This window comes from Idiomarina xiamenensis 10-D-4, assembly GCF_000299895.1.
Lineage (GTDB): Bacteria > Pseudomonadota > Gammaproteobacteria > Enterobacterales > Alteromonadaceae > Idiomarina > Idiomarina xiamenensis.
In genome coordinates this window covers 65,825-91,615 of sequence record NZ_AMRG01000013.1, presented here as the reverse complement: position 1 = coordinate 91,615, position 25,791 = coordinate 65,825, and the positions used below count along the sequence as shown (strand labels likewise).

The 25,791-nt window shown below is 50.8% G+C and carries 26 protein-coding genes; 14 read left to right on the top strand and 12 right to left on the bottom strand.

Features of this window, described 5'->3' with window-relative positions:
- Window positions 1-2: 2 nt before the first annotated feature.
- Both A10D4_RS10600 and A10D4_RS10595 read right to left on the bottom strand, forming a co-directional pair.
- Window positions 3-1,559, bottom strand: a complete 1,557-nt coding sequence (locus tag A10D4_RS10600) for a bifunctional ADP-dependent NAD(P)H-hydrate dehydratase/NAD(P)H-hydrate epimerase (RefSeq protein ID WP_040502883.1) — start codon at window positions 1,557-1,559, stop codon at window positions 3-5.
- Between the two features lie 66 nt (window positions 1,560-1,625).
- Window positions 1,626-1,838, bottom strand: coding sequence for a YheV family putative zinc ribbon protein (locus A10D4_RS10595; protein WP_040502864.1), 213 nt, complete (start codon window positions 1,836-1,838; stop codon window positions 1,626-1,628).
- Between the two features lie 102 nt (window positions 1,839-1,940).
- Between A10D4_RS10595 and A10D4_RS10590 the strand changes: the two genes are divergently transcribed.
- From A10D4_RS10590 to A10D4_RS10575, 4 genes are all read left to right on the top strand, one after another.
- Window positions 1,941-3,878, top strand: a complete 1,938-nt coding sequence (locus A10D4_RS10590) for an ATP-binding cassette domain-containing protein (protein ID WP_008489473.1) — start codon at window positions 1,941-1,943, stop codon at window positions 3,876-3,878.
- Window positions 3,868-4,326: a DUF2390 domain-containing protein gene (locus A10D4_RS13715; protein WP_008489471.1), complete on the top strand. Its 459-nt coding sequence runs from the start codon at window positions 3,868-3,870 to the stop codon at window positions 4,324-4,326. Before A10D4_RS10590 ends, A10D4_RS13715 begins: the two co-directional genes overlap by 11 nt.
- Before the next feature lie 104 nt (window positions 4,327-4,430).
- A complete protein-coding gene (gene tpx, locus A10D4_RS10580; protein WP_008489470.1) occupies window positions 4,431-5,024 on the top strand; it encodes a thiol peroxidase in 594 nt (197 codons plus the stop codon).
- Window positions 5,025-5,106: 82 nt separating this feature from the next.
- On the top strand, window positions 5,107-6,336 hold the full coding sequence (locus A10D4_RS10575) for a serine hydrolase domain-containing protein (protein ID WP_008489468.1): 1,230 nt from the start codon (window positions 5,107-5,109) through the stop codon (window positions 6,334-6,336).
- Here the strand turns inward: A10D4_RS10575 and ptrA are convergent.
- Window positions 6,333-9,242, bottom strand: coding sequence for a pitrilysin (gene ptrA, locus A10D4_RS10570; protein ID WP_083849653.1), 2,910 nt, complete (start codon window positions 9,240-9,242; stop codon window positions 6,333-6,335). The two genes, A10D4_RS10575 and ptrA, sit on opposite strands and share 4 nt — an antisense overlap.
- A gap of 199 nt (window positions 9,243-9,441) precedes the next feature.
- Between ptrA and A10D4_RS10565 the strand changes: the two genes are divergently transcribed.
- Together A10D4_RS10565 and A10D4_RS10560 are read left to right on the top strand one after the other, a co-directional pair.
- Window positions 9,442-10,431, top strand: a complete 990-nt coding sequence (locus tag A10D4_RS10565; protein ID WP_008489465.1) for a hydrolase — start codon at window positions 9,442-9,444, stop codon at window positions 10,429-10,431.
- Between the two features lie 28 nt (window positions 10,432-10,459).
- Window positions 10,460-10,681, top strand: a complete 222-nt coding sequence (locus A10D4_RS10560) for a YheU family protein (RefSeq protein WP_008489464.1) — start codon at window positions 10,460-10,462, stop codon at window positions 10,679-10,681.
- On the opposite strand, the gene cysQ is transcribed toward A10D4_RS10560, so the two are convergent.
- Together cysQ and nudE are read right to left on the bottom strand one after the other, a co-directional pair.
- Complete coding sequence (gene cysQ, locus A10D4_RS10555; protein ID WP_008489463.1) at window positions 10,668-11,525, bottom strand: 3'(2'),5'-bisphosphate nucleotidase CysQ; 858 nt, start codon at window positions 11,523-11,525, stop codon at window positions 10,668-10,670. The two genes, A10D4_RS10560 and cysQ, sit on opposite strands and share 14 nt — an antisense overlap.
- A gap of 2 nt (window positions 11,526-11,527) precedes the next feature.
- Complete coding sequence (nudE, locus tag A10D4_RS10550; protein ID WP_008489462.1) at window positions 11,528-12,082, bottom strand: ADP compounds hydrolase NudE; 555 nt, start codon at window positions 12,080-12,082, stop codon at window positions 11,528-11,530.
- Between the two features lie 62 nt (window positions 12,083-12,144).
- On the opposite strand from nudE, the gene yrfG reads away from it, so the two are divergent.
- Both yrfG and sthA read left to right on the top strand, forming a co-directional pair.
- Window positions 12,145-12,813 (top strand): GMP/IMP nucleotidase, encoded by a 669-nt coding sequence (gene yrfG / locus A10D4_RS10545; protein ID WP_008489461.1) that lies wholly within the window; start codon window positions 12,145-12,147, stop codon window positions 12,811-12,813.
- 77 nt (window positions 12,814-12,890) lie between these two features.
- Complete coding sequence (gene sthA, locus A10D4_RS10540; protein ID WP_008489460.1) at window positions 12,891-14,327, top strand: Si-specific NAD(P)(+) transhydrogenase; 1,437 nt, start codon at window positions 12,891-12,893, stop codon at window positions 14,325-14,327.
- A gap of 12 nt (window positions 14,328-14,339) precedes the next feature.
- Here sthA and envZ read toward each other — a convergent pair whose 3' ends face one another.
- The 3 genes from envZ to greB form a co-directional block, all read right to left on the bottom strand.
- Entirely contained in the window at window positions 14,340-15,641 is a 1,302-nt protein-coding gene (envZ, locus tag A10D4_RS10535) for a two-component system sensor histidine kinase EnvZ (protein ID WP_008489459.1), read from the bottom strand.
- Window positions 15,641-16,366: an osmolarity response regulator transcription factor OmpR gene (gene ompR / locus A10D4_RS10530; protein WP_008489458.1), complete on the bottom strand. Its 726-nt coding sequence runs from the start codon at window positions 16,364-16,366 to the stop codon at window positions 15,641-15,643. Before ompR ends, envZ begins: the two co-directional genes overlap by 1 nt.
- Window positions 16,367-16,507: 141 nt before the next feature.
- Window positions 16,508-16,996, bottom strand: a complete 489-nt coding sequence (gene greB / locus A10D4_RS10525; protein WP_008489456.1) for a transcription elongation factor GreB — start codon at window positions 16,994-16,996, stop codon at window positions 16,508-16,510.
- 199 nt (window positions 16,997-17,195) lie between these two features.
- Here greB and A10D4_RS10520 point away from each other — a divergent pair, with 199 nt between their 5' ends.
- Window positions 17,196-17,393, top strand: a complete 198-nt coding sequence (locus A10D4_RS10520; protein ID WP_156812143.1) for a hypothetical protein — start codon at window positions 17,196-17,198, stop codon at window positions 17,391-17,393.
- On the opposite strand, the gene A10D4_RS10515 is transcribed toward A10D4_RS10520, so the two are convergent.
- Window positions 17,390-17,884: a Spy/CpxP family protein refolding chaperone gene (locus A10D4_RS10515; protein ID WP_008489454.1), complete on the bottom strand. Its 495-nt coding sequence runs from the start codon at window positions 17,882-17,884 to the stop codon at window positions 17,390-17,392. The two genes, A10D4_RS10520 and A10D4_RS10515, sit on opposite strands and share 4 nt — an antisense overlap.
- Window positions 17,885-18,034: 150 nt before the next feature.
- On the opposite strand from A10D4_RS10515, the gene A10D4_RS14555 reads away from it, so the two are divergent.
- The 4 genes from A10D4_RS14555 to A10D4_RS10500 all read left to right on the top strand — a co-directional run bounded on the left by A10D4_RS14555 (window position 18,035) and on the right by A10D4_RS10500 (window position 22,579).
- A complete protein-coding gene (locus A10D4_RS14555; protein WP_008489453.1) occupies window positions 18,035-18,382 on the top strand; it encodes a response regulator in 348 nt (115 codons plus the stop codon).
- Complete coding sequence (locus A10D4_RS14550; protein WP_008489452.1) at window positions 18,379-18,699, top strand: winged helix-turn-helix domain-containing protein; 321 nt, start codon at window positions 18,379-18,381, stop codon at window positions 18,697-18,699. The genes A10D4_RS14555 and A10D4_RS14550 overlap by 4 nt, the downstream gene beginning before the upstream one ends.
- Window positions 18,693-20,105 (top strand): ATP-binding protein, encoded by a 1,413-nt coding sequence (locus A10D4_RS10505; RefSeq protein ID WP_008489451.1) that lies wholly within the window; start codon window positions 18,693-18,695, stop codon window positions 20,103-20,105. The genes A10D4_RS14550 and A10D4_RS10505 overlap by 7 nt, the downstream gene beginning before the upstream one ends.
- Window positions 20,106-20,215: 110 nt before the next feature.
- Window positions 20,216-22,579 (top strand): Tex family protein, encoded by a 2,364-nt coding sequence (locus A10D4_RS10500; protein ID WP_008489448.1) that lies wholly within the window; start codon window positions 20,216-20,218, stop codon window positions 22,577-22,579.
- A 17-nt stretch (window positions 22,580-22,596) separates the two neighbouring features.
- On the opposite strand, the gene A10D4_RS10495 is transcribed toward A10D4_RS10500, so the two are convergent.
- From A10D4_RS10495 to A10D4_RS10485, 3 genes are all read right to left on the bottom strand, one after another.
- The gene (locus A10D4_RS10495; RefSeq protein ID WP_008489447.1) at window positions 22,597-23,427 is read right to left on the bottom strand and encodes a putative metalloprotease CJM1_0395 family protein; all 831 of its coding nucleotides are present in this window, start codon (window positions 23,425-23,427) and stop codon (window positions 22,597-22,599) included.
- A gap of 17 nt (window positions 23,428-23,444) precedes the next feature.
- Window positions 23,445-23,756 carry a flagellar basal body rod C-terminal domain-containing protein gene (locus A10D4_RS10490; RefSeq protein ID WP_008489446.1) on the bottom strand — a complete coding sequence of 104 codons (312 nt, stop codon included), beginning with the start codon at window positions 23,754-23,756 and terminating at the stop codon, window positions 23,445-23,447.
- A gap of 104 nt (window positions 23,757-23,860) precedes the next feature.
- Window positions 23,861-24,994: an acyl-CoA desaturase gene (locus A10D4_RS10485; protein ID WP_040502876.1), complete on the bottom strand. Its 1,134-nt coding sequence runs from the start codon at window positions 24,992-24,994 to the stop codon at window positions 23,861-23,863.
- A 155-nt stretch (window positions 24,995-25,149) separates the two neighbouring features.
- Here A10D4_RS10485 and fabR point away from each other — a divergent pair, with 155 nt between their 5' ends.
- Window positions 25,150-25,755, top strand: coding sequence for an HTH-type transcriptional repressor FabR (gene fabR / locus A10D4_RS10480; RefSeq protein ID WP_008489444.1), 606 nt, complete (start codon window positions 25,150-25,152; stop codon window positions 25,753-25,755).
- Window positions 25,756-25,791 lie beyond the last annotated feature (36 nt).

Genomic DNA, 25,791 nt, shown 5'->3' with positions numbered 1-25,791 from the left:
TGTTAATTAACCAACTGTCTGATTATTCCTAATAAATCGCTAGGCAAGGTGCCTCTGGCGCCCTGCTCTGCAGCCCTTTCGCCAGCAACGGCGTGCAGCCACACCGCGGTTAGCAATGCCTGTTGCGCAACAAGCTCGTCATTGTCCATAGCTTGCGCTTCATCAAGTTGCGCCCCGCTCAGGTTTTGCGCCGTCTTCCTGTTTTGCACCCAAAGCGCCGCAATTATACCGCTTAGTAAATCCCCCATGCCAGCTACCGCCAGCGCCGCGCTGCCGCGATCGACAAGGTAGCTAGCACGCCGAGTCGCCACTAGACTACCCGCACCTTTGAGCAAGCAATGCGCACCGAAGTTCCGCTGCAACTGCTGCACCGCCTCAACTCGCTGCTGTTGCACCCAAGCCGTATCACGTCCTAATAAAGTGGCTGCTTCACCAGGATGAGGGGTGAGTATCGCTGACTGCAATTGACGCGGATAACGTGCTAACCATTGTAAGCCATCGGCATCGATAACCAATGGCTTACCGCTATCGATGACCGCCCGCCATAACTGTTCGGCCCAATCAGTTTGCCCTAAACCGCAACCCAGCACCACCACATCGGCCTGCTTCAGCATCGGTTGTAACGCCTCTACCGTGGCCACGCCCTGCACCATCCCCCCAGCCACAATGGCTTGTACCTGGGGATGACACGCCACCGATACTTTACCCGCGCCAGCGCGCAACGCACTTTGCATCGCTAACGTTACCGCGCCACTCATTCCCGGCTGTCCGCCAACAATCAACACATGCCCGTGGCTACCTTTGTGCGATGCCGCTGCGCGCCGAGGCAATAACGGCAGCTGCGGTTGATAGCGCTGCAGCCAAGCCGCTTGCTGAGCGTCAAAAGCGTCATTGACGCCAAGTCCAGCAAAAAATATCTGACCGCAATAATCCGCACCGGCGCCCGTGAACAGTCCGGCAAATAAACCAATAAAGGTGATAGTCGCATCTGCCCGCAGCGCACACCCTAAAGGCTGCCCGCTATCGGCGCTCAGGCCAGAGGGTAGATCAATCGCTACGGTCAAGGCAGGGTGAGCATTGCAGGCGCTGATGGCACTGGCATAGGGTTCACGCACCTCACCCTGTAAGCCGCTACCCAATAAACCATCGACGATAACGTCGGCATCGACTTCGGTGTTGAACTCAGTTAACGCTAATTGCCGTCCACCACTATCGCGCCAAGCCTGATACGCCGCTTGCGCGCCGTCACTGACTTCATCAGTGGCATAAACGGTGACCTGATAACCACGTTGCAAGGCCAACCGAGCAACAATGTAAGCATCGCCGCCGTTATTACCTTTCCCGCACAACACCACGACCCGCTTGATGTTTCGTTGGCCAGATAGCGTTGGCGCTACCTGTGTCAGCCACTCAAATACCGCATGACCCGCCGCTAGCATGAGTTGATTCATGCTCACACCGCATTGCTTGGCGGCAGCCTGTTCACCAGCACGGATGGTTTGTGCTTGATAGATTACCTGCGGCAGTCGAGTCGTAATGGTGTCTAATTCGGTTTCCATATTCAGCTCGCCTCCTGCGTTAATGACCAATTGCGGCGTCATCCATGCCGTCAATAATTCGCCTACCTAGGCGTCGTTGTCCGGTTTAAAAACGCCAATGACTTGGTCGAACTGGCGCTGACTGCCGCCGCCCTGAGCTTTCGGCTCACTCATACGGTAGTGACAGTTTACACATTCCACTTGTTCGATGTTATTTTCGAAAAATAACATTAATGTGTCCATTGATTGACACTTTGGACAAGTTGCTCCGGCGATAAAACGCTTTTTTTGACGTGCCACGGCTAACCTCTATAACTGCATAAAACTACCTTGCCCTCTCGCACCCAACCAGCGCTTTCGGTATCATGCGCGCATTGGCTTTCAGCGTAGGTAGCTTAAATTATGATCGACGTACGCGATCTCACGCTGATGCGTGGTGGTCACATACTCTTAGAACACAGCGATTTTAACATTTTTCCCGGCCACCGTGTGGGGTTAGTGGGACGAAATGGCTGCGGAAAGTCGTCGCTATTTGCCTTATTGCGTGACCAAATCCAAGCCGACAGTGGTCACTGCCACGTCCCTAAACAGTGGCGAATCGCTAGCGTTGCCCAAGAAACTCCCGCGCTTGAATGCTCTGCTTTAGCTTACGTGATTGATGGCGATGCAGATTACCGTCGTATTGAGCAAGCCATTAAACAAGCAGAATTGGCAAATGACGGTGAACAACTTGGCCACCTGCACGAGCAACTAGCCACCATTCAAGGCTACGATATTGAAGCCCGAGCTGCTATTTTACTCGCTGGGTTAGGCTTTCAACAAGCGCAATTACAACAACCTGTCAGCGCCTTTTCGGGCGGCTGGCGAATGCGTTTGAATTTGGCGCAAGCGCTGATTGCTCGGGCCGACTTATTGCTGTTAGATGAGCCCACAAACCACTTGGATGTGGATGCTATTTTTTGGCTAGAAGATTGGCTAAAGCAAACTGACAGCACGGTTATTTTGATCTCACATGACCGTGATTTTTTAGACAATACGGTCAACCAAATCATTCATATTGAACATCAACGCTGCCATAGTTATAACGGTAACTATGCGCAATTTGAACGGCAACGAGCCGAACAACTGGCGCAACAGCAAAGTCAGTTCGAAAAAGAGCAAGCAATGCGCGCTCATTTACAACAATATGTCGATCGGTTCCGCTATAAAGCCAGCAAGGCGCGGCAGGCACAAAGCCGTTTAAAAGCGTTAGAGCGCTTGCAAAGCGAGGCACCTTTACGCGCCGCCAACCCATTTAGCTTTGCCTTCAAAGCCGCCGATAAACTGCCTAACCCATTAATCAGTTTGCGCGATGTGCAAGGCGGATACGGCGATAACGTCATTCTAGAAAAAATTCAGCTCAATTTGGTACCTGGTAGCCGCTTTGGGTTATTAGGTCGCAACGGTGCCGGTAAGTCGACTTTGGTAAAAATGCTGGCACAGCAGTTAGCGCCGCAAGCCGGTGAAATTACCTTGAACCCCGGGTTGCGCATCGGCTATTTTGCCCAGCATCAGCTAGAACTACTCGACCCACAAGCGTCGGCGCTGCTGCATTTACAGCGTTTAGATAGTCACGCCAGCGAACAGCAGTTGCGGGACTACCTTGGCGGTTTTGGTTTTTCCGGCGACGCCGCTACCGCTGCCGTAGCACCCATGTCTGGTGGCGAAAAAGCCCGCTTAGTATTAGCGCTATTAGTCTATCAGCGTCCCAACTTACTGCTGTTGGACGAACCCACTAACCACTTAGATTTGAGTATGCGCGAAGCATTGGTCATGGCCTTACAGTCATTTGAAGGTGCCATGGTATTGGTCTCGCACGACCGACACTTGTTACGCACCAGCGTTGACGAATTTTACTTGGTCGCCGAAGGTAAGGTAGCGCCTTTCAACGGCGATTTAGACGCTTACCATGACTGGTTACAACAACAAGCCAAAAAATCAGCCAATGCGGTCATTAAAGCGGACAACCACAGCACTAGCGATGCAGCGACCACTGACAACGCTAGCGCCGCTAAAACCGACCGTAAAGCGGAAAAACGAGCCGCCGCCGAGCTGCGCCAAAAAAGCAAACCGCTGCGCGATAGTATTGCCCGATACGAGGCTGATATCGCGACTTACGAGGCACAACTAACGACGCTCAACGAGCAGTTGACCGACAGCAGCTTATATAGCGATGAAGCCAAGCAACAACTGAAAGCTTTACTCGCTGAACAAGCCCGCCTAAGCCAACAACTGGCTGCCACCGAAAACGAGTGGATGGCCGCTGAACAGGCGTTGGAGCAACTACTTAATGAGCAATAACGCCGTATTAGACGTCAGTCGTTTCTGGCAGTATAGCTACCATCGCTACAGCCAGCCCGGTAATGCCGAGCAGTTGTTAAGCTGGCAACAGACCTATGGGATTAACGTTAACCTGTTGCTGTTTACTGGCTATTGCCAACGCCATCGCCTAGCACAAGATAGTCAGTTGTGGCGACAACTGGCACAGCGCGCCGAGGGCGTTAATACTGCGCAGTTTCGGGAGCAGCGGCGGCACTGGCAACGCACCGAGCTGACGCCGCTAGCGGAGCAGCAATTAAAGCAACACTTGTTGGCCGCTGAACTGCTCTTTGAACGTCGCGAACAGCAACTGATCGTAGACACCTATCGGCATTATCGCGGCCGCTTCGATCAGCAGCTTGAGCATTTTTGGGATAGCTACGGCATCGACTCCGCACAACTGCACGCGTGGCTTGCCGAGAATGCATAAACTGTGTAGCGTAATCCGGCTAGCCATCGGCTAACGTATTAAGCGACGATAGTATTCGCGCAAGTCTGCTTTTTAACGTTGTTAACTCACAAGGTAAAACCGTTATGCTAAAATCCATCAGCTTAGCCGCCACCATTGCCATCGGTGGTTTGCTCTCTTCCAGCGCGCTAGCGCAGCAATTACCGGTTGCTCATCAGCAGCAAGTCACCGCACAAGGTAAGCCATTAACGCTGCTTGGTCATGCAGTTAAGGTCGGCGATCAAGCACCGACGTTCACCGTCGTCGATCAAAGCTTTAAACCCGTTAGCTTGTCCGATCTCAACGATAAGCCGTTACTCATCAGCGTAGTGCCTAGCATTGATACCGGCGTTTGTTCGATTCAAACCAAGCACTTTAACCAAGCGGTAGAAGAATTACCCAAAGCCGTAACACTGGTGACCATCAGCACCGACTTGCCTTTTGCGCAAAAACGTTTTTGTGGCGCCGAGGGAATCGAATCCATGCAAGTGTTGTCAGATGCAGTATGGCGCTCATTCGGTGAGAGCTACGGTGTATTGATCAAAGATATGGGGCTACTCAGCCGGGCTATCTTTGTTATCGACCAGCAAGGCAAAATCAGCTATCAAGAGTTGGTGCCTGAACTTGGCCAAGAACCCAATTATGACCAAGCTTTAGCTGCCTTACAGAAGCTGCTGTAAGCTCGTTTTAGAGCATTTGGCTTTTGCGCGAGGGGCAAATACCGTATGATGCGCGTCCACTTTAACAGAGGAGTTGCGATCTGTGGTGTTGTCCCGCGCGACGTTGTATGTCGTCTTTACCATTTGTTGCAGTGTGCTATTTCATCACACCGCAAACGCCGCTAATGTCAAAGTAGAATTATGGCAGCGGCTCGATCACCAACTCAATCCCAGTCACGCTCGTGAGTATCAGCGACAAAAGTTTTACACCTTAGAAGTCGCACATCGCTTTGATCGTACTTTTCGTGACCTGTTAACCGCCTACAACGTTCCAGGCGGCGCTTATGTGATCACTTATGGTAACGATATTGTGGCTATGCAAGCCGTTGGCGTACGCGACAAGAAAACTCGCGAACCCTTAACCACACATACCGTTTTTCGGTTAGCATCGCTATCAAAATCGTTCGCCGCCAGCCTAACCGCCTTGCTAGTCGATCAAGGCCAACTGAGCTGGCAAACGCACGTGACCGATTATGTGCCACAACTGCGTTTTAAAGAGCAACGCTACAGTGATGCACTCACCATTAAACACTTGTTATCACAAAGTTCGGGGCTGATGCCGAATGCTTTCGATAACATTTTAGAGGCCAACATTCCGCCGCAGCAAATGTTCGACAACTTTGCCACCTTACAACCCTTTTGCCCGCCTGGTCAGTGCTACAGTTATCAAAATGTACTTTTTGCGTTTATCGAACCGGTTTTAGAAGCAATAACTCAGCAACCCTATGAGATGGCGTTGCAGCAACGGGTGCTACAACCACTGGGTATGCACGATGCTTCGGTCGGTATGGACGCTTTTTTAGCCACCAGCGACCGCGCTACGCCTCACCTAAAAACGGCCTATGGCTGGATTGCCGGACACGTTACCCCAGAGTACTATCAAGTACCATCCGCCGCCGGCGTCAACGCCAGCATTAGCGATATGGGGCAATGGTTGATCGCCCAACAGGGTTATTATCCGCGGGTGTTATCACCACAATCGCTACAACAACTGAGTACGCCGAAAGTTCATTCAAAGCGCGAGACTCATCGCGCGGTCTGGCACAATTTTATGAACGACGCGCACTACGGCTTGGGTTGGCGTATCTATCAATTAGATAACGATGAAACACTGATTTATCACAGCGGCTGGGTGAAAGGCTTTGTCGGTGATATGAGCTACTCAAAACAGCACCGCGTAGGCATTGCGGTGCTACTAAACGCGGAATCACGCGTGATCAGCCAGTTATCTGCCAGTTTTTGGCGCGATTACTTACAACTTGATGCCAGCTAATGCCTTGGTAGGCGCTGTTGGAAGGCTTCAATATTAGGCAGCACGGTCAAACCATCCGCTTTGTACCAAGGCGAACTGGCTTGTGCCTGTCCTCGCAACTGTAACAACACCCGAAAGCCTTGCTGCTCGAGCAATAGCCGTTGGTAAGCTTGCTGCACATCAACTTTGCGCAGTTGCTGTACGGCCGCAATCAATCGCTGTTGATAACGCTGAGGTAATTCAGCGCTGAGCCAATCGTCAAGCAGCGGTTCGAATTCCTCGCCAAGGTTTTGCGGCTGCTGCTGTAACTGTTGCAATAAATTGTCGCGATACTGTTCGAATTCGGCGTCCTGCAGTCGTGCCATACGTTGTCCATATTGTTGATAAAACTCAACAAACTGCTGACCAACAGCGGCCAACGACGCTTGCGGTGACTGTAAATAAAAATACAACATGGCGCGACGTCCTACACGCGAGGCCTCAACCCCAACCACGTAGCCCAGTTGTTGCTCGGTACGTAGCTGATGATAAAACGGGGTAGATAGTAGCTGACTTAATAATAACGTCGTCGCGTGATCAGTGATATCGTCCGACAAGCTGATATAAGCATCCAGCATGACATTGTCGTCACCACTGGAGCGTTGTTGCCAACTCACCTGCTGAGCGCGACTCGGTGTCAACACCGGTTGCTGAAAAACGCTCGCCGCGGCTGACGCCGCAGGTAATTGCTGCTGCAGCGTTAAGCTCAATTGGCGTAAGCGGGGAGCGGTCAAATTACCCAATGCGAGCAGGCGTAACTGACTATGCTGCAACAACTGCTGCTGTAATTCGCGCACATCATCAACATCGATACTCGTCAATTGCTCGAGTAGCTGTTGATCGGACCAGCCCGGCACTTTAAGTAGGCTGCTCAGCTGTTGTGCGGCGCGATTGATGGGATAAGCTTTATCACGGTTATCAATGCGCTGCTGCAACTGTTGTTTAACGTTAAGCAACGAGGCATCGTTGATGGCGACTTGCTGTAGTGCCGTCATTAAGCGTGTCGCCAATAACGGCTGCTTATCACTAAAACCACTCAATCGAAACAAGATACCGTTCACCACACTGACGCTAAATTGTACGCCAGCGATACGAGCTTCATCGCTTAGTGCTTGTTGCTGTTGTTCAAACAAGAGCAACAATAACTGGCTTGCTAACCAATGCCGCGCCGATTGATAAGGCAAACGACTATTCAATTGTATCGCCAATTCGGCACGCGGCTGTGTCATATAATGGCTCGCCGACAGCCAAACACTAACATTTGCTTGCTCGACAACTGGCTTTAGCTGCGCTTTTTCGGGTTGATAGTAAATCTCAAAGTCTTCAGGCAGCAGTTGGTTGACGCTGGGTAATTGCAACTGCTGTTGCTCTGCGAGCGTCAGCCAGCGTTGTCGCTGAGTATTGCTGATCGGTTGCTGCCGATAAGCTGCCGAATAAAACGGTAAATGCTTATCGACGGCCAGTGATGGTGCCACTAACCAAATCCGTGCGCGCTCCAAGGTCAGTTGCTGCAGAACGCCGCTGATCGCGTCTGGGTTAAAGTCGCTGAAGTTATAATCGGCATCAAGTACGTGTTGTAAGGGTAGATGTAACTGCTTAGCCGAGAGTTCGGTGGCGTACTGAAACGGCTCCTGCCTTTCTAAAAAACGAAACTGATTTTGTAAGGCGGTCTTTATCTCTTCGGCGTAAGCTTGCTGCGGCCCCGTCTGACGCAGTAACTGCAGATAGCTCACCAAGGTCGCGATGACTTGGTCATAATGCGCCAAGCCCTGGTCGGTGAGCTCGACGGCTATCCGTAAACGACCGCTATTGTGATAAAAGCGCGGCTCAGCGGTCGCACTTAACTGGCTAATTAAGCCTTGCTGGCGCAGCATCGGCGCAGGCGTACCGGGCATCTCTGAATTTAGTAGGTAGGTCACATAGCGGTTGGGCTTGGCTTTAAAATCACGGCTGTTATCGCTGATCGGAAAGTCGATAAACAACATCTGCTTATCGATGCGCGGACGATAATGGATAAATAAGCCCTGCTGTGCAGGCGTGATAGCGGTCTGCGTCAGCTCAGTCGCAACTGTTTGCCGCTCTGGAATAGCGCTAAATCGAGGCGCAACCAGGTCACGTAACTGCGATAACGACAGCGGACTAATGACGGTTAATGCCATGCGCTCGGCAGAGTAATGCTGCTGATAAAAGGTCAGCAACGCCTGCTGTAACGACTGATCCGGTTTATCCGACAGCGTCTCTAAGTTACCGATGCGAAACCGCGATAGCGGGTGTTTAGGATTCAGCAGGTGCGCATCCAACGCATACATCATGTAACTGTCTGACTCGCGTCTTAAGCGCCATTCGGCATCCACCGCATGGCGTTCTTTCTCGGCATATTGTGAAGCAAATGTCGGCGCAATAAACAAGTCGGCAAAACGACTTAAAGCTTCGGCCAAGGCGTCGTGATTCACCCGCAAACTATAACTGGTGTGATCGTGGCTGGTGACCGCATTATGTAAGCCGCCGTTAGCGGCCATAAAACGGCTGTAACTGTCGGCTTGCGGGAACTGTTCGCTACCCAATAGCAGCATGTGTTCTAAATAGTGTGCTAAACCCAACTGCTGGTCAGGGTCATCAGCGCTACCGACATCGATAGCCAACGCCGCCGCCGATTGCTGCGCCTGCGGATCAGACACCAATAGCACCTGTAAGCCGTTAGCTAAGGTCATACTGGCGTACTCGCGCTTATCGTTAGGGCTTTTTAACAGCGCCGATAAGTGTAGCGCCGGTGCTGACACGGCATCGCTCTCGGTGGCTCGGCGCTTGTCGGTTGGCTCACAAGCGCTAATCAGCATTATCCCTAACAGCGCGGTTGCGACTTTAGCCCAGTGCATCCCTGACATCATTGACTACCTTTGCCTATGCGTACCTTGATTATGCGTATATCTTTTCGGCAAGCAAGCCTATTTACAGCTTGATAACGTGCTGTCGCGTCACTGACTGACGCTGGAGCCGACACCACAAAGCATGCTAAACTGGCTTCCATGTCTGTCGATAATTTACTGCATTCTTACTGCTTAAGTAGTCACTCACCGAGCCCCTGTCATGTCGATAATTAACAGTGATTTTAGCCCGCCTTGGTGGTTAGGTAACGGTCACTTACAAACTCTGTTACCGCGTTTACTGTATCGTAAACGACCATTTCAGGGGCGTTGGCAAACGTTCACGTTAAGCGATGGCGATATGCTCGATCTGTGCTGGCATGAACATGCGCTGGCTTCGCCAACTCGACCCTTATTAGTAATTTTTCACGGCCTCGAAGGTTCGGTCGACTCGCCTTATGTATGGCAACTGATGCAAGCCGCCAAAAACCAACAATGGGATAGCGTGGTGATGCACTTTCGCGGCTGCGGTCCGCGCCAACTGAATCGCCTAGCACGCGCTTATCATAGCGGTGATAGTGGCGACGCCCGCGAGTTGTTAGACTATTTGCGCCAACAAAATCCGCAGCGACCAATGCTGGCTTGCGGCTTTAGTCTGGGTGGCAACATGTTAGCTAAGCTATTGAGCGAAAAGCCCGCAGTGCCGCTTAGCGGTGCCGTAGTTTGCGCCGCACCATTAGATTTATATGCCGCCGCAGAGCGTATCGACCAAGGCTTTTCTAAGATTTATCGGCGCTATTTATTAACCCCGTTAAAGCAAAAGTTCCAACGTAAGCAAGCGCTGGGTATCATCACTGCCGAACACCCACTCGCTAAGGTCGAGGTGTCGTCAATGCGTAGCTTTTGGCAATTCGACGATAAAATCACAGCGCCCCTACACGGCTTCGCTAGCATCGATGACTATTATACTCAAGCCAGTGCTAAACCCCGCTTAAAGCAGGTGCAAACACCCTTACATATTATTCATGCCAAGGATGACCCATTTATGACGGCAGCGGTCATTCCTACGGCCAATGAACTGGCCCCGGCAACCACTTACGAACTCAGTCAGCGGGGTGGTCATATGGGTTTTATTGACTTTCAGCGGGGTCATTTTAAAAGCTGGTTACCTGACCGTATTTGTCGCGTACTTAATCAGTTTTTAACGCCGTGATAACCGCCCTAACAAGAGAGTAACGAGCATGATTATTCCCTGGCAAGAAGTGAATGCCGACACCTTAGACGCGTTGATCGAGCAGTTTGTGTTACGCGAAGGCACCGACTATGGCGAACAAGAGGTTTCTTTGCAGCGCAAAGTCGAAGACGTGAAAGCACAATTACAGCGCGGAGATGTCGTACTGGTTTGGTCTGAACTGCACGAAAGCGTGAACATTATGCCACGCGATCAAATCACGGCGACTTAAACAGCTCACGCCAATTAACGCGGTCATCACCTAACACTAAAAAGTTTGGATTCATTAAACTCACGGTTTCGTTATAGGTGATCGGTTCAAAGTATTCGCTGACAATGCTACCCCCTGCCTCACTGACGATGACTTGCGAGGCCGCCGTATCCCATTCACCGGTAGGTCCGACACGCATAAAGCAATCGGCTTTTCCCTCGGCAATAAAACAGGCTTTCAGTGAACAGCTGCCAGCCGGGTAAGGTTGTATTTCGCGATTATCTTGCATCCGTGCTAGCACCCGCTCACGCGGTTGACGTCGGCTTATCGCCAAAATAATAGGGTCTTCATCGGGGTTATCTAAACGCCTAACTTGTATGCGCTGCTCACCGCTTTGGTCTTGTTTCCACGCACCTAAACCGCGATAACCGTAGTACAGGGTTTCGCCTGCGGGCCAAAAAATGACGCCAAGTACCGGTTGGTTATCCTGAATTAGCGCGATGTTAACCGCAAAGTCGCCGCTGCGAGCGATAAATTCCTGGGTGCCATCGATGGGGTCGATGAGCCAATAATGAGACCACTGTTGCCGCTCAGAAAAACTCAAATGCCCACTTTCTTCCGACAACACCGGCCAATTGGGTGTTAATGCTTGTAGCGCATTGACGATTAACCGATTAGCGGCCAAATCAGCACTGGTAACCGGTGATTCATCGGCTTTTTCGTGCGTATCAAAATCACCACTGTCATAAAGTTTCATGATCAATGCGCCAGCTTGGCGGGCAATATCGCTGGCTTGTTGCAAGAGTGTTTCTATCTGCTCGTTTGCCAACCCTAGCGCTGGCTCGGTGCGATCATCAGATTTCAACGTTATCCTCCTTGCGAGTTACTGCGCATCATTAATAATAATGCAGCAATACTGCGAGCCTCAGTAAAGTCTGGTTGCCGCAATAATTCATCGACATCATCGAGCGACCAGATCACTTGTTCTAGCGGCTCAGGCTCATCACCGGGAAGCTTTTCGGCAAACAACTGGTGACCCACAAAGAGTGTCATATGTGCCGAAAAAAATTGCGGTGCCATGGTTACTGTGTGCAGTTTTCGTAGTTCTCCAGCACCGTAGCCGACTTCCTCTCGCAGCTCTCGTTGGGCGGCCTGTTCGGCGGACTCACCGGGATCGATAAGGCCTTTTGGAAAGCCCAGTTGGTAGCTATGTAAACCAGCAGCGTATTCACGCACCAGAATGAAACGCTTAGCGTCAATAAACGGCACCACCATCACAGCGCCGCGACCACTACCCGACATGCGTTCGTATTGTCGTTCTACGCCATTACTGAAGCGCAAATCGATAGCTTCGATACGTAATAAGCGACTGCGCGCTACGACTTGTCGTTCAAGTATTTCCGGTAACTGGTTATCTGCCATAATAAGAGACATCAAAAGATGATATGTTCAGCTTACTATAAACCTTAAAGGTGATGAAACCCATGCTTGATTGGCAGTCAATTGATACCGTGTTACTGGATATGGACGGTACGCTGCTCGACCTACATTACGACAATCAATTTTGGAACCACTATTTGCCGCAGCATTATGCGCGCCAACACGGTTTGACTCCGGCGCAAGCCGACGCTCGCCTGCGCGAACACTTCAGTGCCGTAGCAGGTAGCTTAAACTGGTATTGTTTGGATTACTGGCAGCAACAATTGCAACTGCCGATTAAAGCGCTGTCGCGTGATTTGCAGCACCTCATTAAAGTGCGTGATGATGTACCAGCATTTTTGACGCAATTGCGGCATGCCAAAAAGCAAGTGATTTTAGTGACTAATGCTCACCCTGATAGCTTGGCGCTAAAACTCGAACATACCGATTTAGCTGATTATTGTGACCAAATGTGGTCAACCCACCCGTTTGGCTTTAGTAAAGAATCACCGCAGCTATGGCAGGCATTACAGCAAAAAACCGCGTTCCAACCTGAGCGTACACTGTTTATTGACGACAACACCAGCATCCTGCGTACGGCACAACAGTTTGGTATTGCGGAATGTATCGCGGTTGCCAATCCTGACAGTGGCATGCCAGCCAAAGCCGTGGTCGGCTTTAAGTCATTCAGCGATTATCGCGAGTTGGATTATCAAAAAATGGCTGGTGCTTGAAGCGTTTAAACATTTTATGAGATCAGACTGAAATGCTAGACTAGTCAGCAACCTAATGAGTTTGCGGTGGAGGTAACGTGGCTAAAGGTCGGAACCAAGCGGTAGAACGAGAAGCGCATTTTGATGCGGTAGTGATTGGCACCGGTCCCGGTGGCGAGGGTGCCGCCATGCAGTTGGCTAAAAGTCAGAAAAAAGTCGCCGTTATCGAGAAGTATGAAAGTATTGGTGGCGGTTGCACGCACTGGGGCACCATTCCATCAAAAGCCCTACGCCACTCGGTCAGTCGGTTAGCCGAATACAATGCTAACCCATTGTTCTCAGGCACTAGCGTGCAGCGCGGACTCACCTTTGCCGACATTTTACGGCACGCCGACAGCGTTATCAGTAAGCAAATTAAATTACGCAGTTCGTTTTATGATCGTAACGGCGTAACTGTCATCCACGGCACTGCGTCGTTTGTCGAGCCTCACCGGCTAAAAGTCAGTAAACACGATGGTTCCATCGACTATATCACCACCGATAAAGTGGTTATCGCGACCGGTTCACGACCTTATCGACCAAAAGACATCGACTTTAACCATCCACGTATTTACGACTCTGACACGGTTTTATCGCTTAAACACGATCCGCGCAGCATCATCATATACGGCGCCGGCGTGGTCGGCAGCGAGTACGCCAGTATTTTCCGTGGGCTTGGTGTAAAAGTCGATTTGATCAATCAACGTGAGCGCTTACTCTCTTTTCTTGATGCCGAAATCTCAGATGCTTTAAGTTATCACTTACGCAATAGCGGCGTAGTCATTCGACATACCGAAGAATACGATAAAGTTGTCGGCACCGAAGACAGCGTTATCTTGCAAACCAAGTCCGGCAAACGCATGTCAGCCGACTGCCTGCTGTTCGCCAATGGCCGCTCGGGTAACTCTGAAGATTTAAATTTAGCCGCCGTAGGCTTAAAGCCTAACCACCGGGGCCAGCTTGAGGTTAGCCAAAACTATCAAACCGAGGTCGACAACATTTTTGCGGTAGGCGATATCATTGGCTATCCCAGCCTCGCCAGCGCCGCCTATGATCAGGGGCGTATTTGCGCGCAGTTCATTATTAATAGTCGTTCTGATAACCGCCTGATCAGCGATATCCCAACGGGGATTTATACTATTCCGGAAATCAGCTCGGTGGGAGCAACCGAAGAAGAGCTCACCCGCAATCGTATTCCCTATGAGGTGGGTCGAGCGCAATTCAAGCATCTAGCGCGCGCTCAAATTGCTAATACCGATGTTGGCTGCCTAAAAATTATTTTTCATCGCGACACTCGCGAAATCCTAGGCTTACATTGTTTTGGCGAACGTGCCGCAGAAATCATCCACATCGGTCAGGCCATTATGGAGCAAAAAGGAGATGGTAATAGTATCGATTATTTCGTTAATACAACCTTTAATTATCCGACCATGGCCGAAGCTTACCGGGTGGCGGCGCTGAATGGTATCAACCGTATTGTCAGTAAAGATATTTAACGGTTCAGGCGTTTAAGCTTTGATGGGTAGCGTAACCCGAGCACATAAACCACCGTGCTCGCGGTTATTTAACTGAACCTGTCCGGAGTGGCGGTCAACAATACGTTTGATGATCGCCAAGCCCAAACCTGAGCCCTGCCCGCCGCGCGCTTTATCACCTTGCATAAAGGGTTGAAAGAGAGTTTCAATTTGCTCAGCCGGAATACCCGGACCATCGTCTTCGATGCTAAACCAAACTAGCTCACGCTGCGCATCATAACCACTGCTGACACGTATTTGCGACTGCCCGTAGCGCTCTGCATTTTCTAACAGGTTCATCAGCACGCGCTTTATCGATACCGGCCGCACCGGTACCGACGGTAAGCTGCCTAAGGCTAAATCAACCGGTGTTTGCCAGTTATCGGGCACACTTCTCACGACCGCCTCAATCAACTCATTCAGATCGGTTAACTCGGTGTTTTCTTCTTGATCTAAACGCACAAATTCGATGAATTGGTCGATGATAGCGTTCATGTCATTAACATCGCTAATAATGCCTTCGGCCAAGTAATCTTCACTTTCAGGCATCATTTCGGCGGCTAAACGAATGCGCGTTAATGGTGTGCGCAAATCATGAGAAATGCCCGCCATCAGCAAGGAACGGTCTTGCTCCAACTGCTGAATACCGCGTGACATATGATTAAAAGTACGGGTCACGGCTATGATTTCGGACGCCCCACGCTCGCGAACCGGTTGCGGAAACTCTCCGCGCGCCACCCGGCGTGCGGCAACATCAAGCTCTTTCAGAGGGCGGTTTAACCAGTTAGCAAATAACGCCCCGCCGACCACGCTTAAGACACCAATTAACACCAGATAAAACACCAGCGGTGAGACGCGTGTTTCATCAAAGCTACTGAGCGGTATGCGTAACCAATAACCCGGCGCTTGTGGGGGCTGTACCCAAACAAAGTAATTTTGTCCTTGCGCGATGCGCACTTCAGCCGGGCCGCCTAATTCTTCGCTCATCATGTTAGATAGCGTACGGTACTGTAATGCTTGCCCCAGCCCCGCGCGCAGCGCGCTGTCTTCGCGAAAAACGCGAATACCGGTCGCTTGCTCAAACTCTTGAGCCAGCTGTAAACCGTATTCACGCGGTAGCTCTTGACCCAAAAACACCGTACGTACCTGCTTAGCTAACAGGTCATTCATCTGTTGTACGCTAGGTTTCACCACGTACATCGCGACCATCACGTAAGACACTAATTGGTTTATCAGCAAAATCAGCGCGATCAAACCAACCGTGCGGGCAAAGGCCGAGCGAGGGAATAAGCGCATTAAGGTCGGCTCTGGCCATCCGGCACAAACACGTAGCCTAACCCCCACACGGTCTGAATGTAGCGTGGTTTGGCTGGGTCGTCTTCTAGCATCCGGCGTAAACGCGAAACCTGCACATCAATGCTGCGCTCTAAAGCGCTGTAGTCGCGACCACGAGCAAGATTCATTAACTTATCGCGCGATAGTGGTTCGCGCGGATGCATGACTAACGCCTTAAGTACCGCAAATTCGCCGCTGGTCAGGGCGATAGCTTTATCGTTGTCAAACAACTCACGAGTACCCAGATTAAGACGATAATGACTAAAGCAAACTTCTTTATCCTCGCTGGTCGGCGCTCCTGGCACTTCTTTGCTACGGCGACGTAACACCGCTTTAATGCGCGCCAGCAGTTCGCGTGGATTAAAGGGCTTAGCCAAATAATCGTCGGCGCCCAATTCCAAACCGATAATACGATCGACTTCGTCGCCTTTAGCGGTCAGCATGACTATCGGCATGTCGTTTTCTTTACTGCGTAAACGCCGACAAATGGATAACCCGTCTTCGCCTGGCAGCATCAGATCCAACACCATCAAGTGAAAATTCTCACGCTCCAGTAAGCGATCCATTTGTTCGGCATTAGCGGCGCTACGCACTTGGAACGACTGTTCCATCAAATAGCGCTCCAGCAGCGCGCGCAACCGCGCATCATCATCAACAACTAGAATTTTCGTGGTTTCTTGGCTCATGCCTGTTCTCTCTTTTGCTTACCCTGGCGCGCAAAGATTCACGCTATCCATTTCGCTTGCTTTACTATAAGTAGCCGCGGCGCTTTTGCCAAACACCCAGATGTTGCTAAGCACAGCGATGTGTTACCAAATGTGTCGTCGTTACTCAAAACCCTGCTGATAACGTATCGCGTTGATATACCACGTACGTATTTGGCCATCAGGGGTACGTAATTCAAAGTCGTCATCGACTTGCTTGCCGATAGCGGCGCGCGCCATGGGTGAGTCGACCGAGATATAACCGCGACTATCACCATAAATTTCATCGGCTCCAACAATACGAAAACGCTTGATATCGCCGGCATCGTTTTGCACTTCGACCCAAGCACCAAAAAATACCTTACCGTCTTGCTGAGGTGAGTAATCTATGACTTTGAGTTGTTCAAAACATTTACGCAAATATCTTACGCGGCGGTCGATCTGACGTAGTAAACGTTTATTGTAAATGTAATCACCGTTCTCGGATCGGTCGCCCAGACTGGCCGCCCAGGAGACGATTTTTGTCACCTCGGGGCGTTTTTCAAACCATAGCTGGTCGTGCTCTTGGCGCAATTTTTGATAACCCTCGCGGGTAATAAGCTGACTTTTCATATTGTTGCTCACACACCTCAGCGCCACCTTATCCAATAGCTGGCGTCAAATTCATCATTGCTTTACCGAATCGTCATCGCTGTGTCATGCACTATGGCTAATTTGTCGAGACTAAATCGTCAGCAGCGATGAACCCTTTTTAGGGTACCTGCGTAATCTACTGGCGAACAATGGAATGTGCCATCATTTGGAGTAAATTGTGATGACAACCGAGCAATTGAATGCTTATGACAATCAACTGGGCTGGTCGGCGGCGGTAGAACTGCTAGCACAGCTATATACCGTGACCCCAGAAAAAAAGCGCGCCGATATTATCAGCGCGATTGATGAGTATTGTATGGCTACCGGCCACCAATGGCGAGAACAAAGCGGCCGCTTGATTTTACAGCGGGATTAACGCTGCGGCTCGGCACGCTTTTCTTCGTGTTTAGCGCGGCGCTGCTTAAACTTAGTCTGCATGCGCTCTAGCATTACCTGCCGTTTTTCCGCAAATTGCTGGCGTTGTGCCGGCGTTAGCACTTGCCAAATCTGATGGCTCAAAGTGGCGCCAGCGACCTTAGCTTGCAGGCTTTGTTGATGCAGCTCATCGAGTAGCGCGCGATACTCGCCCTCGCTATAGGCATCTGAATAAACCAGTTGTTGCAGCTGCGCAAACTTCGCACGGAGTGCTTGGTGATCGGCACGCTGAGCTTGGCGCTGTTCTCTCGCTTGCTGACGTAACGCTTTGATTTCGGCGCGTTGTGCGTCATTTAAATCCAGTTCCTTAAACAGTTTGAACGACCACGGCGCATGATGTCTGGGACCGTCATGACCAGCTTTTGCAACAGCTATCGCCGGGCCGCTTAATGCTAGCACAGCGGCTACGGGTAAAATTAATTTTTTCAACATGGTATTTTCCTCACATCGGCAGTCAACATAACTGACCCTATCTAGCTTAGCGACTGGCGTGCTAAGAAACGTCAAGTAGCGCAAAAATTGGCAAACCTGCTGGTCATATTTAACCGTGCTGCGTAAAGTTATGTCAGGAGGAGTCCCTTTATGCATTTGTTGTTGATAGAAGATGATCGCGCCTTAGCCCAATTAGTCTCAGAATATCTGCAGCAAAATGGCTACCAAGTAACCAGCGCGTATAACGGCCGAGCCGGTTTACAGCAAGCCTTAGCGCATGAATATGAGTTGGTTTTGCTGGATATTATGCTGCCAGAGATGGACGGCTTTGAGGTACTCCGTGAGCTGCGCAAGCAGCAAAAAACGCCGGTACTGATGCTGACGGCGAAAGGCGAGGATACCGATAAAATTATCGGTTTAGAGCTAGGCGCCGACGACTATTTGGCGAAACCTTTTAATCACCTCGCGTGCGAGCCATTTTACGCCGTAGCGATATGACTCAACAGCAGCAACAGGCCAACGATAATCAGATTGGTGACTTACACATCAGTACCACGCAACGAGAAGTACGCTGCCAACAACAGGTGCTACCGCTAACCGGGTTGGAATATGAAATTATTTTGCTACTCAGCAAGACGCCCGGCCAGACCGTGGCTAAGCAACAGCTTTCTGAACAATGCCTAGGGCGAAAACTGACGCCCTTTGATCGCAGTGTCGACACCCACGTCAGTAATATTCGCAAGAAATTGCAACAAGCCGGCAGCCGTAGCCAGATTCAATCACAACGCGGTAAAGGCTACAGCCTAGTATGTTAACAGGTCTTTTTAGCAACACCTTAGTGCGTCCATGGCGCAGTTTTGTCGGCAAAGTGATGCTATGGTTCTGGGCCACCGTGCTGTTGGTTATTTTTAGTATCGCCAGCTTAGCTTGGTTGGTTAGCCAACAACGTCACATTAGCCCTGCCGATAAACACCAGCAACGTATTTTACATAGCTTCGCGGCGCGTATGCAGGATGATGCTAAAACCCCGCAACAGTTGCTTAATACGCGCTGGCAACGCCAGCGTGACCGCTCGCAATGGCTGATCACCGACAACACCGGGCAAGTCGTTGCTCATAACGGGCGTTCTTTACCCAACCGCGCGCTAGATGACTTATTCAGCAGCGCGGTTAGCGAGCACCACGACGATAACCAAACGCGGATCTACATTTGGCATGGTCCCGATTATGACGTTATCGGGCCATTGCCGGTTTTCAGCGCTGCCGGCGACTATCAGTTGCACCTGTTATTAGCGCGTCCGGGTGGCATGATGGATGCGCTTCGTTTTATGCCTAATAGCGGTAAGATAGCTATCGCGCTGCTGGTGACCCTGTTAATGAGCTGGTTATTAGCACGTTGGGTTAATCGTCCAATCCGGCGTCTACACCAAGCTTTCGCTGCGTTAGAGCATGGCCAATTGGATTATCGTTTAAACGAACAACGGCGACGCGACGAATTCGGTATGTTATTTCGTCAGTTTGACGCCATGAGCGCGCGACTGGCACAGACCATCGCTAGCCAACGACGTCTGACCGCCGATATTTCCCACGAGTTACGTACGCCATTAACGCGCCTACAAATGCTGCTCGGTTTAGCCGCCGATGCTGAGCAACAGCATTTACAGGATTATTTGCAACGTGCTGAAGCCGAAGGCGACAAGCTAAACGAGTTGATTGAGCGCTTACTAACCTTTACCGCCATGCAAGCGGCAGATAATCGCTACCCGATGCAACAGCAAGCGTTACCCGAAATTTGGCAACAATGTCTTGAAGCGGCGTTATTTGAAGCCGGTTGTCAGAATAAAGTCTTGTGCCATAACGATATTCCAGCGGTGACCGTACTCGCGCATGCAGGCTTATTGCAGTCGGCGTTAGACAACTTATTACGCAACGCCATTAAATACGCTCGCCACCAAGTAAGTTGCCAATTTGAATGCGAATCGCAGTGGCTACGAGTCACCATCAGCGATGACGGCGCAGGCGTTTCTGACCAGCATTTAGCCTTACTGAGTCAACCTTTTTATCGCGCCGACCACGCCCGTGACTTGGATAGCGGCGGCGTTGGTCTAGGTTTAGCGATCACTGAAGAAGCCATTCGTTTACATCAGGGCGAGCTAATACTCAGTCATGCCGCCAGTGGCGGCTTGCAAGCTCAGCTGACTCTGCCACTGGTTCAACACTGACCTCACCTTAAGCAAACATTTACGATAATTGACGGATCGCTGATTGCCCGCCTGGAGACTGACCGTGTTATCATAGTGCTTTGCTATTTGTTAACCGAAAGAGACTTCGCATGATGCAGTTAAGTCAGCGCATTGCCGCCGAATTACAGGTAAAACCGCAACAAGTTGACGCCACCATCAAATTACTCGATGACGGTGCCACTGTGCCTTTTATCGCGCGCTACCGAAAAGAACTAACGGGTGCTTTAGACGACACTCAATTACGCCAGTTAGCGCAACGCTTGAGCTATTTGCGTGAACTTGATGAGCGTAAACAAGTCATCCTGCGCAGCATTGATGAGCAGGGTAAACTCAGTGCCGAACTACGCCAAAAAATTGAAACCTGCGAAGCAAAAACCGAACTGGAAGATTTGTACTTACCGTACAAACCAAAGCGTCGTACACGCGGACAAATAGCTATCGAGGCCGGTTTGCAACCGTTAGCCGATGCGCTCTATCAAGATCCGCAGTTAGACCCGGAGCAGCTTGCCAATGACTATTTAAATAGCGAACACGGAATTAATGACAGCAAAGCGGCGCTCGAAGGCGCCCGCTTTATTCTCATGGAACGGTTCGCCGAAGATGCTGATTTACTCAAAAAGGTGCGCGACTATTTATGGCGTCAAGGCCATATTGTCAGCCAAGTGGCAAAAGGCAAAGAAACCGAAGGTGCAAAGTTCCGCGACTACTTCGAATTTAGCGAGGCGCTACATAAAATTCCCTCGCATCGCGCACTAGCACTGTTCCGCGGCCGTAACGAGGGCGTCTTACAACTAAACCTAGACGCCGACCCGGGTCAAGACGATAGTATTCGCACTAGCTACGGCGAAACCCTGATTGCCGAGCATTACCAAATCCGTGACCAACAACGACCCGCCGATGCGTGGTTACAACAAGTGGTGCAATGGAGTTGGCGAGTAAAGATTCTTATGCACATGGAAACCGAGTTGATGGCTAGCGTCCGGGAACGCGCGGAAACCGACGCGATTAAGGTGTTTGCCAATAATCTAAAAGATTTGCTGATGGCAGCACCTGCTGGAGCTAAAACCACCATGGGGCTGGACCCTGGCGTACGCAGCGGAGTTAAAGTCGCGGTTGTTGATAGTACCGGCAAAGTATTAGATACCACGACCGTGTTTCCGTTCCAGCCGCAAAACCAAATGGATAAAGCTAAGCGCACGCTAGCGGGCATGTGCAAGCAACATAAGGTCGAACTGATTAGCATCGGTAACGGTACTTTCTCACGCGAGACCGATAAAATGGTCGCCGAGATGCTCAAGGCTGACACCGACGTCAAGGCTAATAAAGTTATCGTTAACGAAGCCGGCGCCTCGGTTTATTCAGCGTCAGAATTGGCTGCCCAAGAATTTCCGGAATTAGACGTGTCATTACGCGGTGCGGTTTCCATTGCGCGGCGACTACAAGACCCGTTGTCAGAACTGGTTAAAATTGAGCCAAAATCGATTGGTGTAGGCCAGTATCAGCATGATGTCAGTCAAACGCAGTTGGCGCAAAGCCTAGATGCGGTGGTCGAAGACTGCGTTAACGCCGTTGGCGTCGATTTGAATACCGCCTCGGTGGCGTTATTAGCTCGTGTCGCGGGTCTCAGTAAGACGCTGGCGAAGAATATCGTGACTCACCGAGATCAGCAGGGCGCGTTTACGAAACGCCAGCAATTGCTGGATGTTAGTCGTATGGGACCGAAGTCGTTTGAACAAGCTGCCGGCTTCTTACGCATCAATCAGGGACAACAGCCGCTAGATAGCTCAGCAGTGCATCCCGAGGCTTATCCACTGGTGGAAAAAATGGCTACTGCGCAGGGCTGTGCCGTGGCAGATTTAATCGGTAATGCCGACCGTATCAAGCAAATCGATGCCCAGCAATTTGTTGATGAACAATTTGGTTTGCTGACCATTCGCGATATTCTGCGTGAATTAGAAAAACCCGGACGTGACCCCCGCCCTGAATTTAAAACGGCTAATTTTAAAGAGGGTGTCGATAAAGTCAGCGACTTACAGCCCGGTATGCGTTTAGAGGGCGTGGTGACTAACGTCACTAACTTTGGTGCTTTTGTCGATGTCGGTGTGCACCAGGATGGCTTAGTGCACATTTCTGCGCTATCCGACACCTTTGTCTCGGATCCACGGCAGGTGGTAAAAGCCGGAGATATCGTTAACGTGAAAGTGGTTGAAGTTGATTTAGCACGCCAACGTATTGGCTTAACCATGCGCTTACACGACGAGGTGGGTACGGCGCCGTCGACGGCTCACAACCACCGTAAGCGTGAAGCTCATAATGGGGGTCAATCAGCGGCGCCTGCTAAGTCACAAAAATCGAGTACGGCAAAAGGCTCACGCCCAGCCCGTCAACAACCCGGCAATGCGGCAATGGGTAACGCCTTTGCAGAAGCCTTTGCTAAAGCCAAAAAAGGTTAACGGTTTGACAGCGCGAGTTAGGCGAAAGCGCTAAATGCGTTTTCGCTCGCTCGCGAACTTGCTTGATAGTGCGTTGCGATACGCTCACTGCGGGCGACAACATCGGCAGCTTGTCGCATAAACGGATTGTCAGCATCGCTCAGGTTATCGCTTCGCGCGGTCGCTTTCGCCGTAGCGCTGGTCTGGTCAGTTTCATCAGTACTGCTAGCCGATGTTTCATCTTGCGTTTGTTGCTGGCTCTGCGGCGCTGACGATTGCGCTAACTCGGCTCGTGCCTGATTAAGCTTCATCGCCGCATCAGCGGCAATCGCCCGATCTGCGGCAGAGGGTTGCGCGGGCGCTAACGCAGCACGTTGCACCTGCTGCATCTTTTGAATGGTAGCTTGTGGATCATTCGCCACCACAGAGACATCAATCGGCACTTCACCAGCCGTTGCATAAGACTTACCGTCGGGCCCTCGCTCATAGCTGTAACTGGGAGATCCCGCGTGCTGACCACCTACCGCCGCATGCGCTTGCTCATGCACACGCACCTCACGGTCACGACTTTGCAAGTCTTGCAACTGCTGCAACTCTTCGTCGCTAAGTTGTTGCTCAGCCGCACCATTGCGCTCGCTTAAACGACCCCGAGCATCCCGTTCGACATCTTCCCGACCACGCGCTTTAGCATTGCTAGCGACGCCTGCAGCCTGAGGTTCAGCTTGCTTATCACCTTGCAAGCTATCTTGCGACGATTGATTGGCGCTGGGCTGACGCACCAGCTCACGTTGTTGATTATCTTTACGCACGGCTTCCGCCGCCGGAGCTGGCGGAAATGGAATGTTAGGCAGTGCCGTGGTGATGTTCATAGCAACCAGGCAGGGAGTTATGCGGTGGTATCGATTAATGTGCCGAGCATTTCATCGGCGCTTTCTAATACACGGCCATTCGCCTGAAACACATTCTTGCCCACGTTTAAATCGACCAAGGCGTCGGTGACGCTGGCATTGGCATTCACGCTCTGTTCACTCTCGCTCGGTGTTTGTGTTGCGGTTTCGGTGCCACCGGCATTAATACGCTGCTGCCGCTCGGCATCGCGCACCGGCGCTTGAGCAATCTCAGTACTCGCTTGCGAAACCTGCTGACTGCTGCGCTCCATACCAATCACGGCAGTATTAATCGCCCCTGAAATGTCCATAACAGCCCCAACCTTTTAATGACTAACGTCTAATTGGGTAATTATTGAACAAAAATCGGTATCGATCAATAAAAAGGCGGCAATTGATTGCCGCCTGATGAGAATTAAGCCAGTTGTTCAGCTAACGCTGCGCGCCAGCGTTTGCGATGCAACTGAAAGGCACTACGCAACTCTTGAGCTTGATGTTTAAGCTGGTCGATGTCGGCGTGTACATGATCACGCAAACGTGCCGTTTTGCTATCTAACAACACTTTGCGTGCTTGGTAGTAAGCTTTCAATTTTTGTAGTACTTGCTCGTAGTCGTGCTGTAAGCGCTCCAGAACGACCTGTGAAGTGGTTGGCTGTTTGGCTTCGTAACGAGCCTGATAGCGCTTAAACTGCATGGTTAGCTTGGCTTTTTCGATTTGATAACCGGAGCAGCGTTTCAGGTTGCTGGCTAAGCCCAACCAAGAACATGCCCGAATTAACCATTTAGTCGGATCAAACTGCCACCAGCGAATACCGTTACGATAGTCGTTCGAAAAAATGTGGTGGTAATTATGATAGCCTTCGCCATAGGTCAATAACGCCAAAAAGCCGTTGTCACGTGCACTGTTGCGGTCGGTATAGGGTTGCCCACCCCAGATATGCGCTAAAGAATTGATGAAAAAGGTCGTATGATGATTGATGACAATACGCACAACACCTACCAGCAATAACGCACCAACCACATCGTTTAGTAGCCAGCCAATGAGCAGCGGCCAACCAAAGTTTAATACCAACACCAACGGCAAATAGTAGCGGTGCTGAAACATGACAATCGGATCTTTCTGTAAGTCTTTGACGTTGCCGTAATCATGATAACGGTTGGCTTGGTAATGACGTAGCATCCAACCAATGTGCGAAAACCAAAAGCCACGGCTGGCCGAATAAGGGTCGTGGTCATCGTGATCGACGTGTTTGTGGTGCTCGCGGTGATCAGAAGCCCAATGTAAAATGCTGTTTTGTAATGCCAGCGTACCGCCTATCATCCACAACACCCGAACAATCGGATGCGCATCATAGGCGCGATGCGACCATAAGCGGTGATAACCTGCGGTGATCGATAAGCCAGCAAACAGAACCGTTGCCAGCATTGCCCACCATAAACCGGCGGATAGGCCATGGCTGAAGCCATACCAAGGGGTAACCAAAACCGCCAGCAAAAAGGTGACGGTAAACAAAATGACATTAAGCCAAATCAGTGGCGGTTTTTTCATAAAATAACCTGTTAAAACACGACAAGGTAAACATAATAACACGTGAGCGAACACGTGTTCGCCGAATCTACCCTGTTCGAGGGTAAAACTCAAGCGTGAGCTGTCGAAACTTTGTGCTAAACTGGCCGACATACTGATATCACAGGGATTGTTTTATGGCTGGCGTTCGCGCGAAGCAAAAAGAGAAAACCCGACGTATGCTGATCAGCGCGGCAATGAACCAACTCAGCGCAGAAACCGGTTTTGCCAGCTTAAGTCTGCGCGAAGTCGCGCGCGAGGCGGGTATTGCTCCGACGTCGTTTTACCGTCACTTTCGTAACATGGAAGAACTCGGCCTGACCTTGGTCGACGAAAGTGGCCTTGCCTTACGTCAACTGCTGCGTCAGGCGCGACAACAAATTGCTAAGGGGGGCTCGATCATTCGCGTGTCGGTAGAAACCTTTATGCAGTTTGTACATGACCATAAAGCGATTTTTCGCCTATTACTGCAAGAGCGCTCCGGCACTTCCCGCGATTTTCGCTTAGCCGTGGCGCGCGAAGTATCACACTTTAAAGCGGAGTTGATCGACTACCTCGTCGACGAACAAGGGTTCACTAGCGCCATTGCCGAATTACAAGCCGATGCCATCGTGCGCATTGTGTTTAGTGCCGGCGCCGACTGTTTAGACGTCGACAACGAAGCGCGCCAAAAAATTACCGAAGACACTATTCAACAAGTCCGCATTGTCGCTCGCGGCGCAGAAGCCACACGTCGTGTTTAAAAGCGCCATTTATTGCTAGTATTGCAAGCAGTTCAA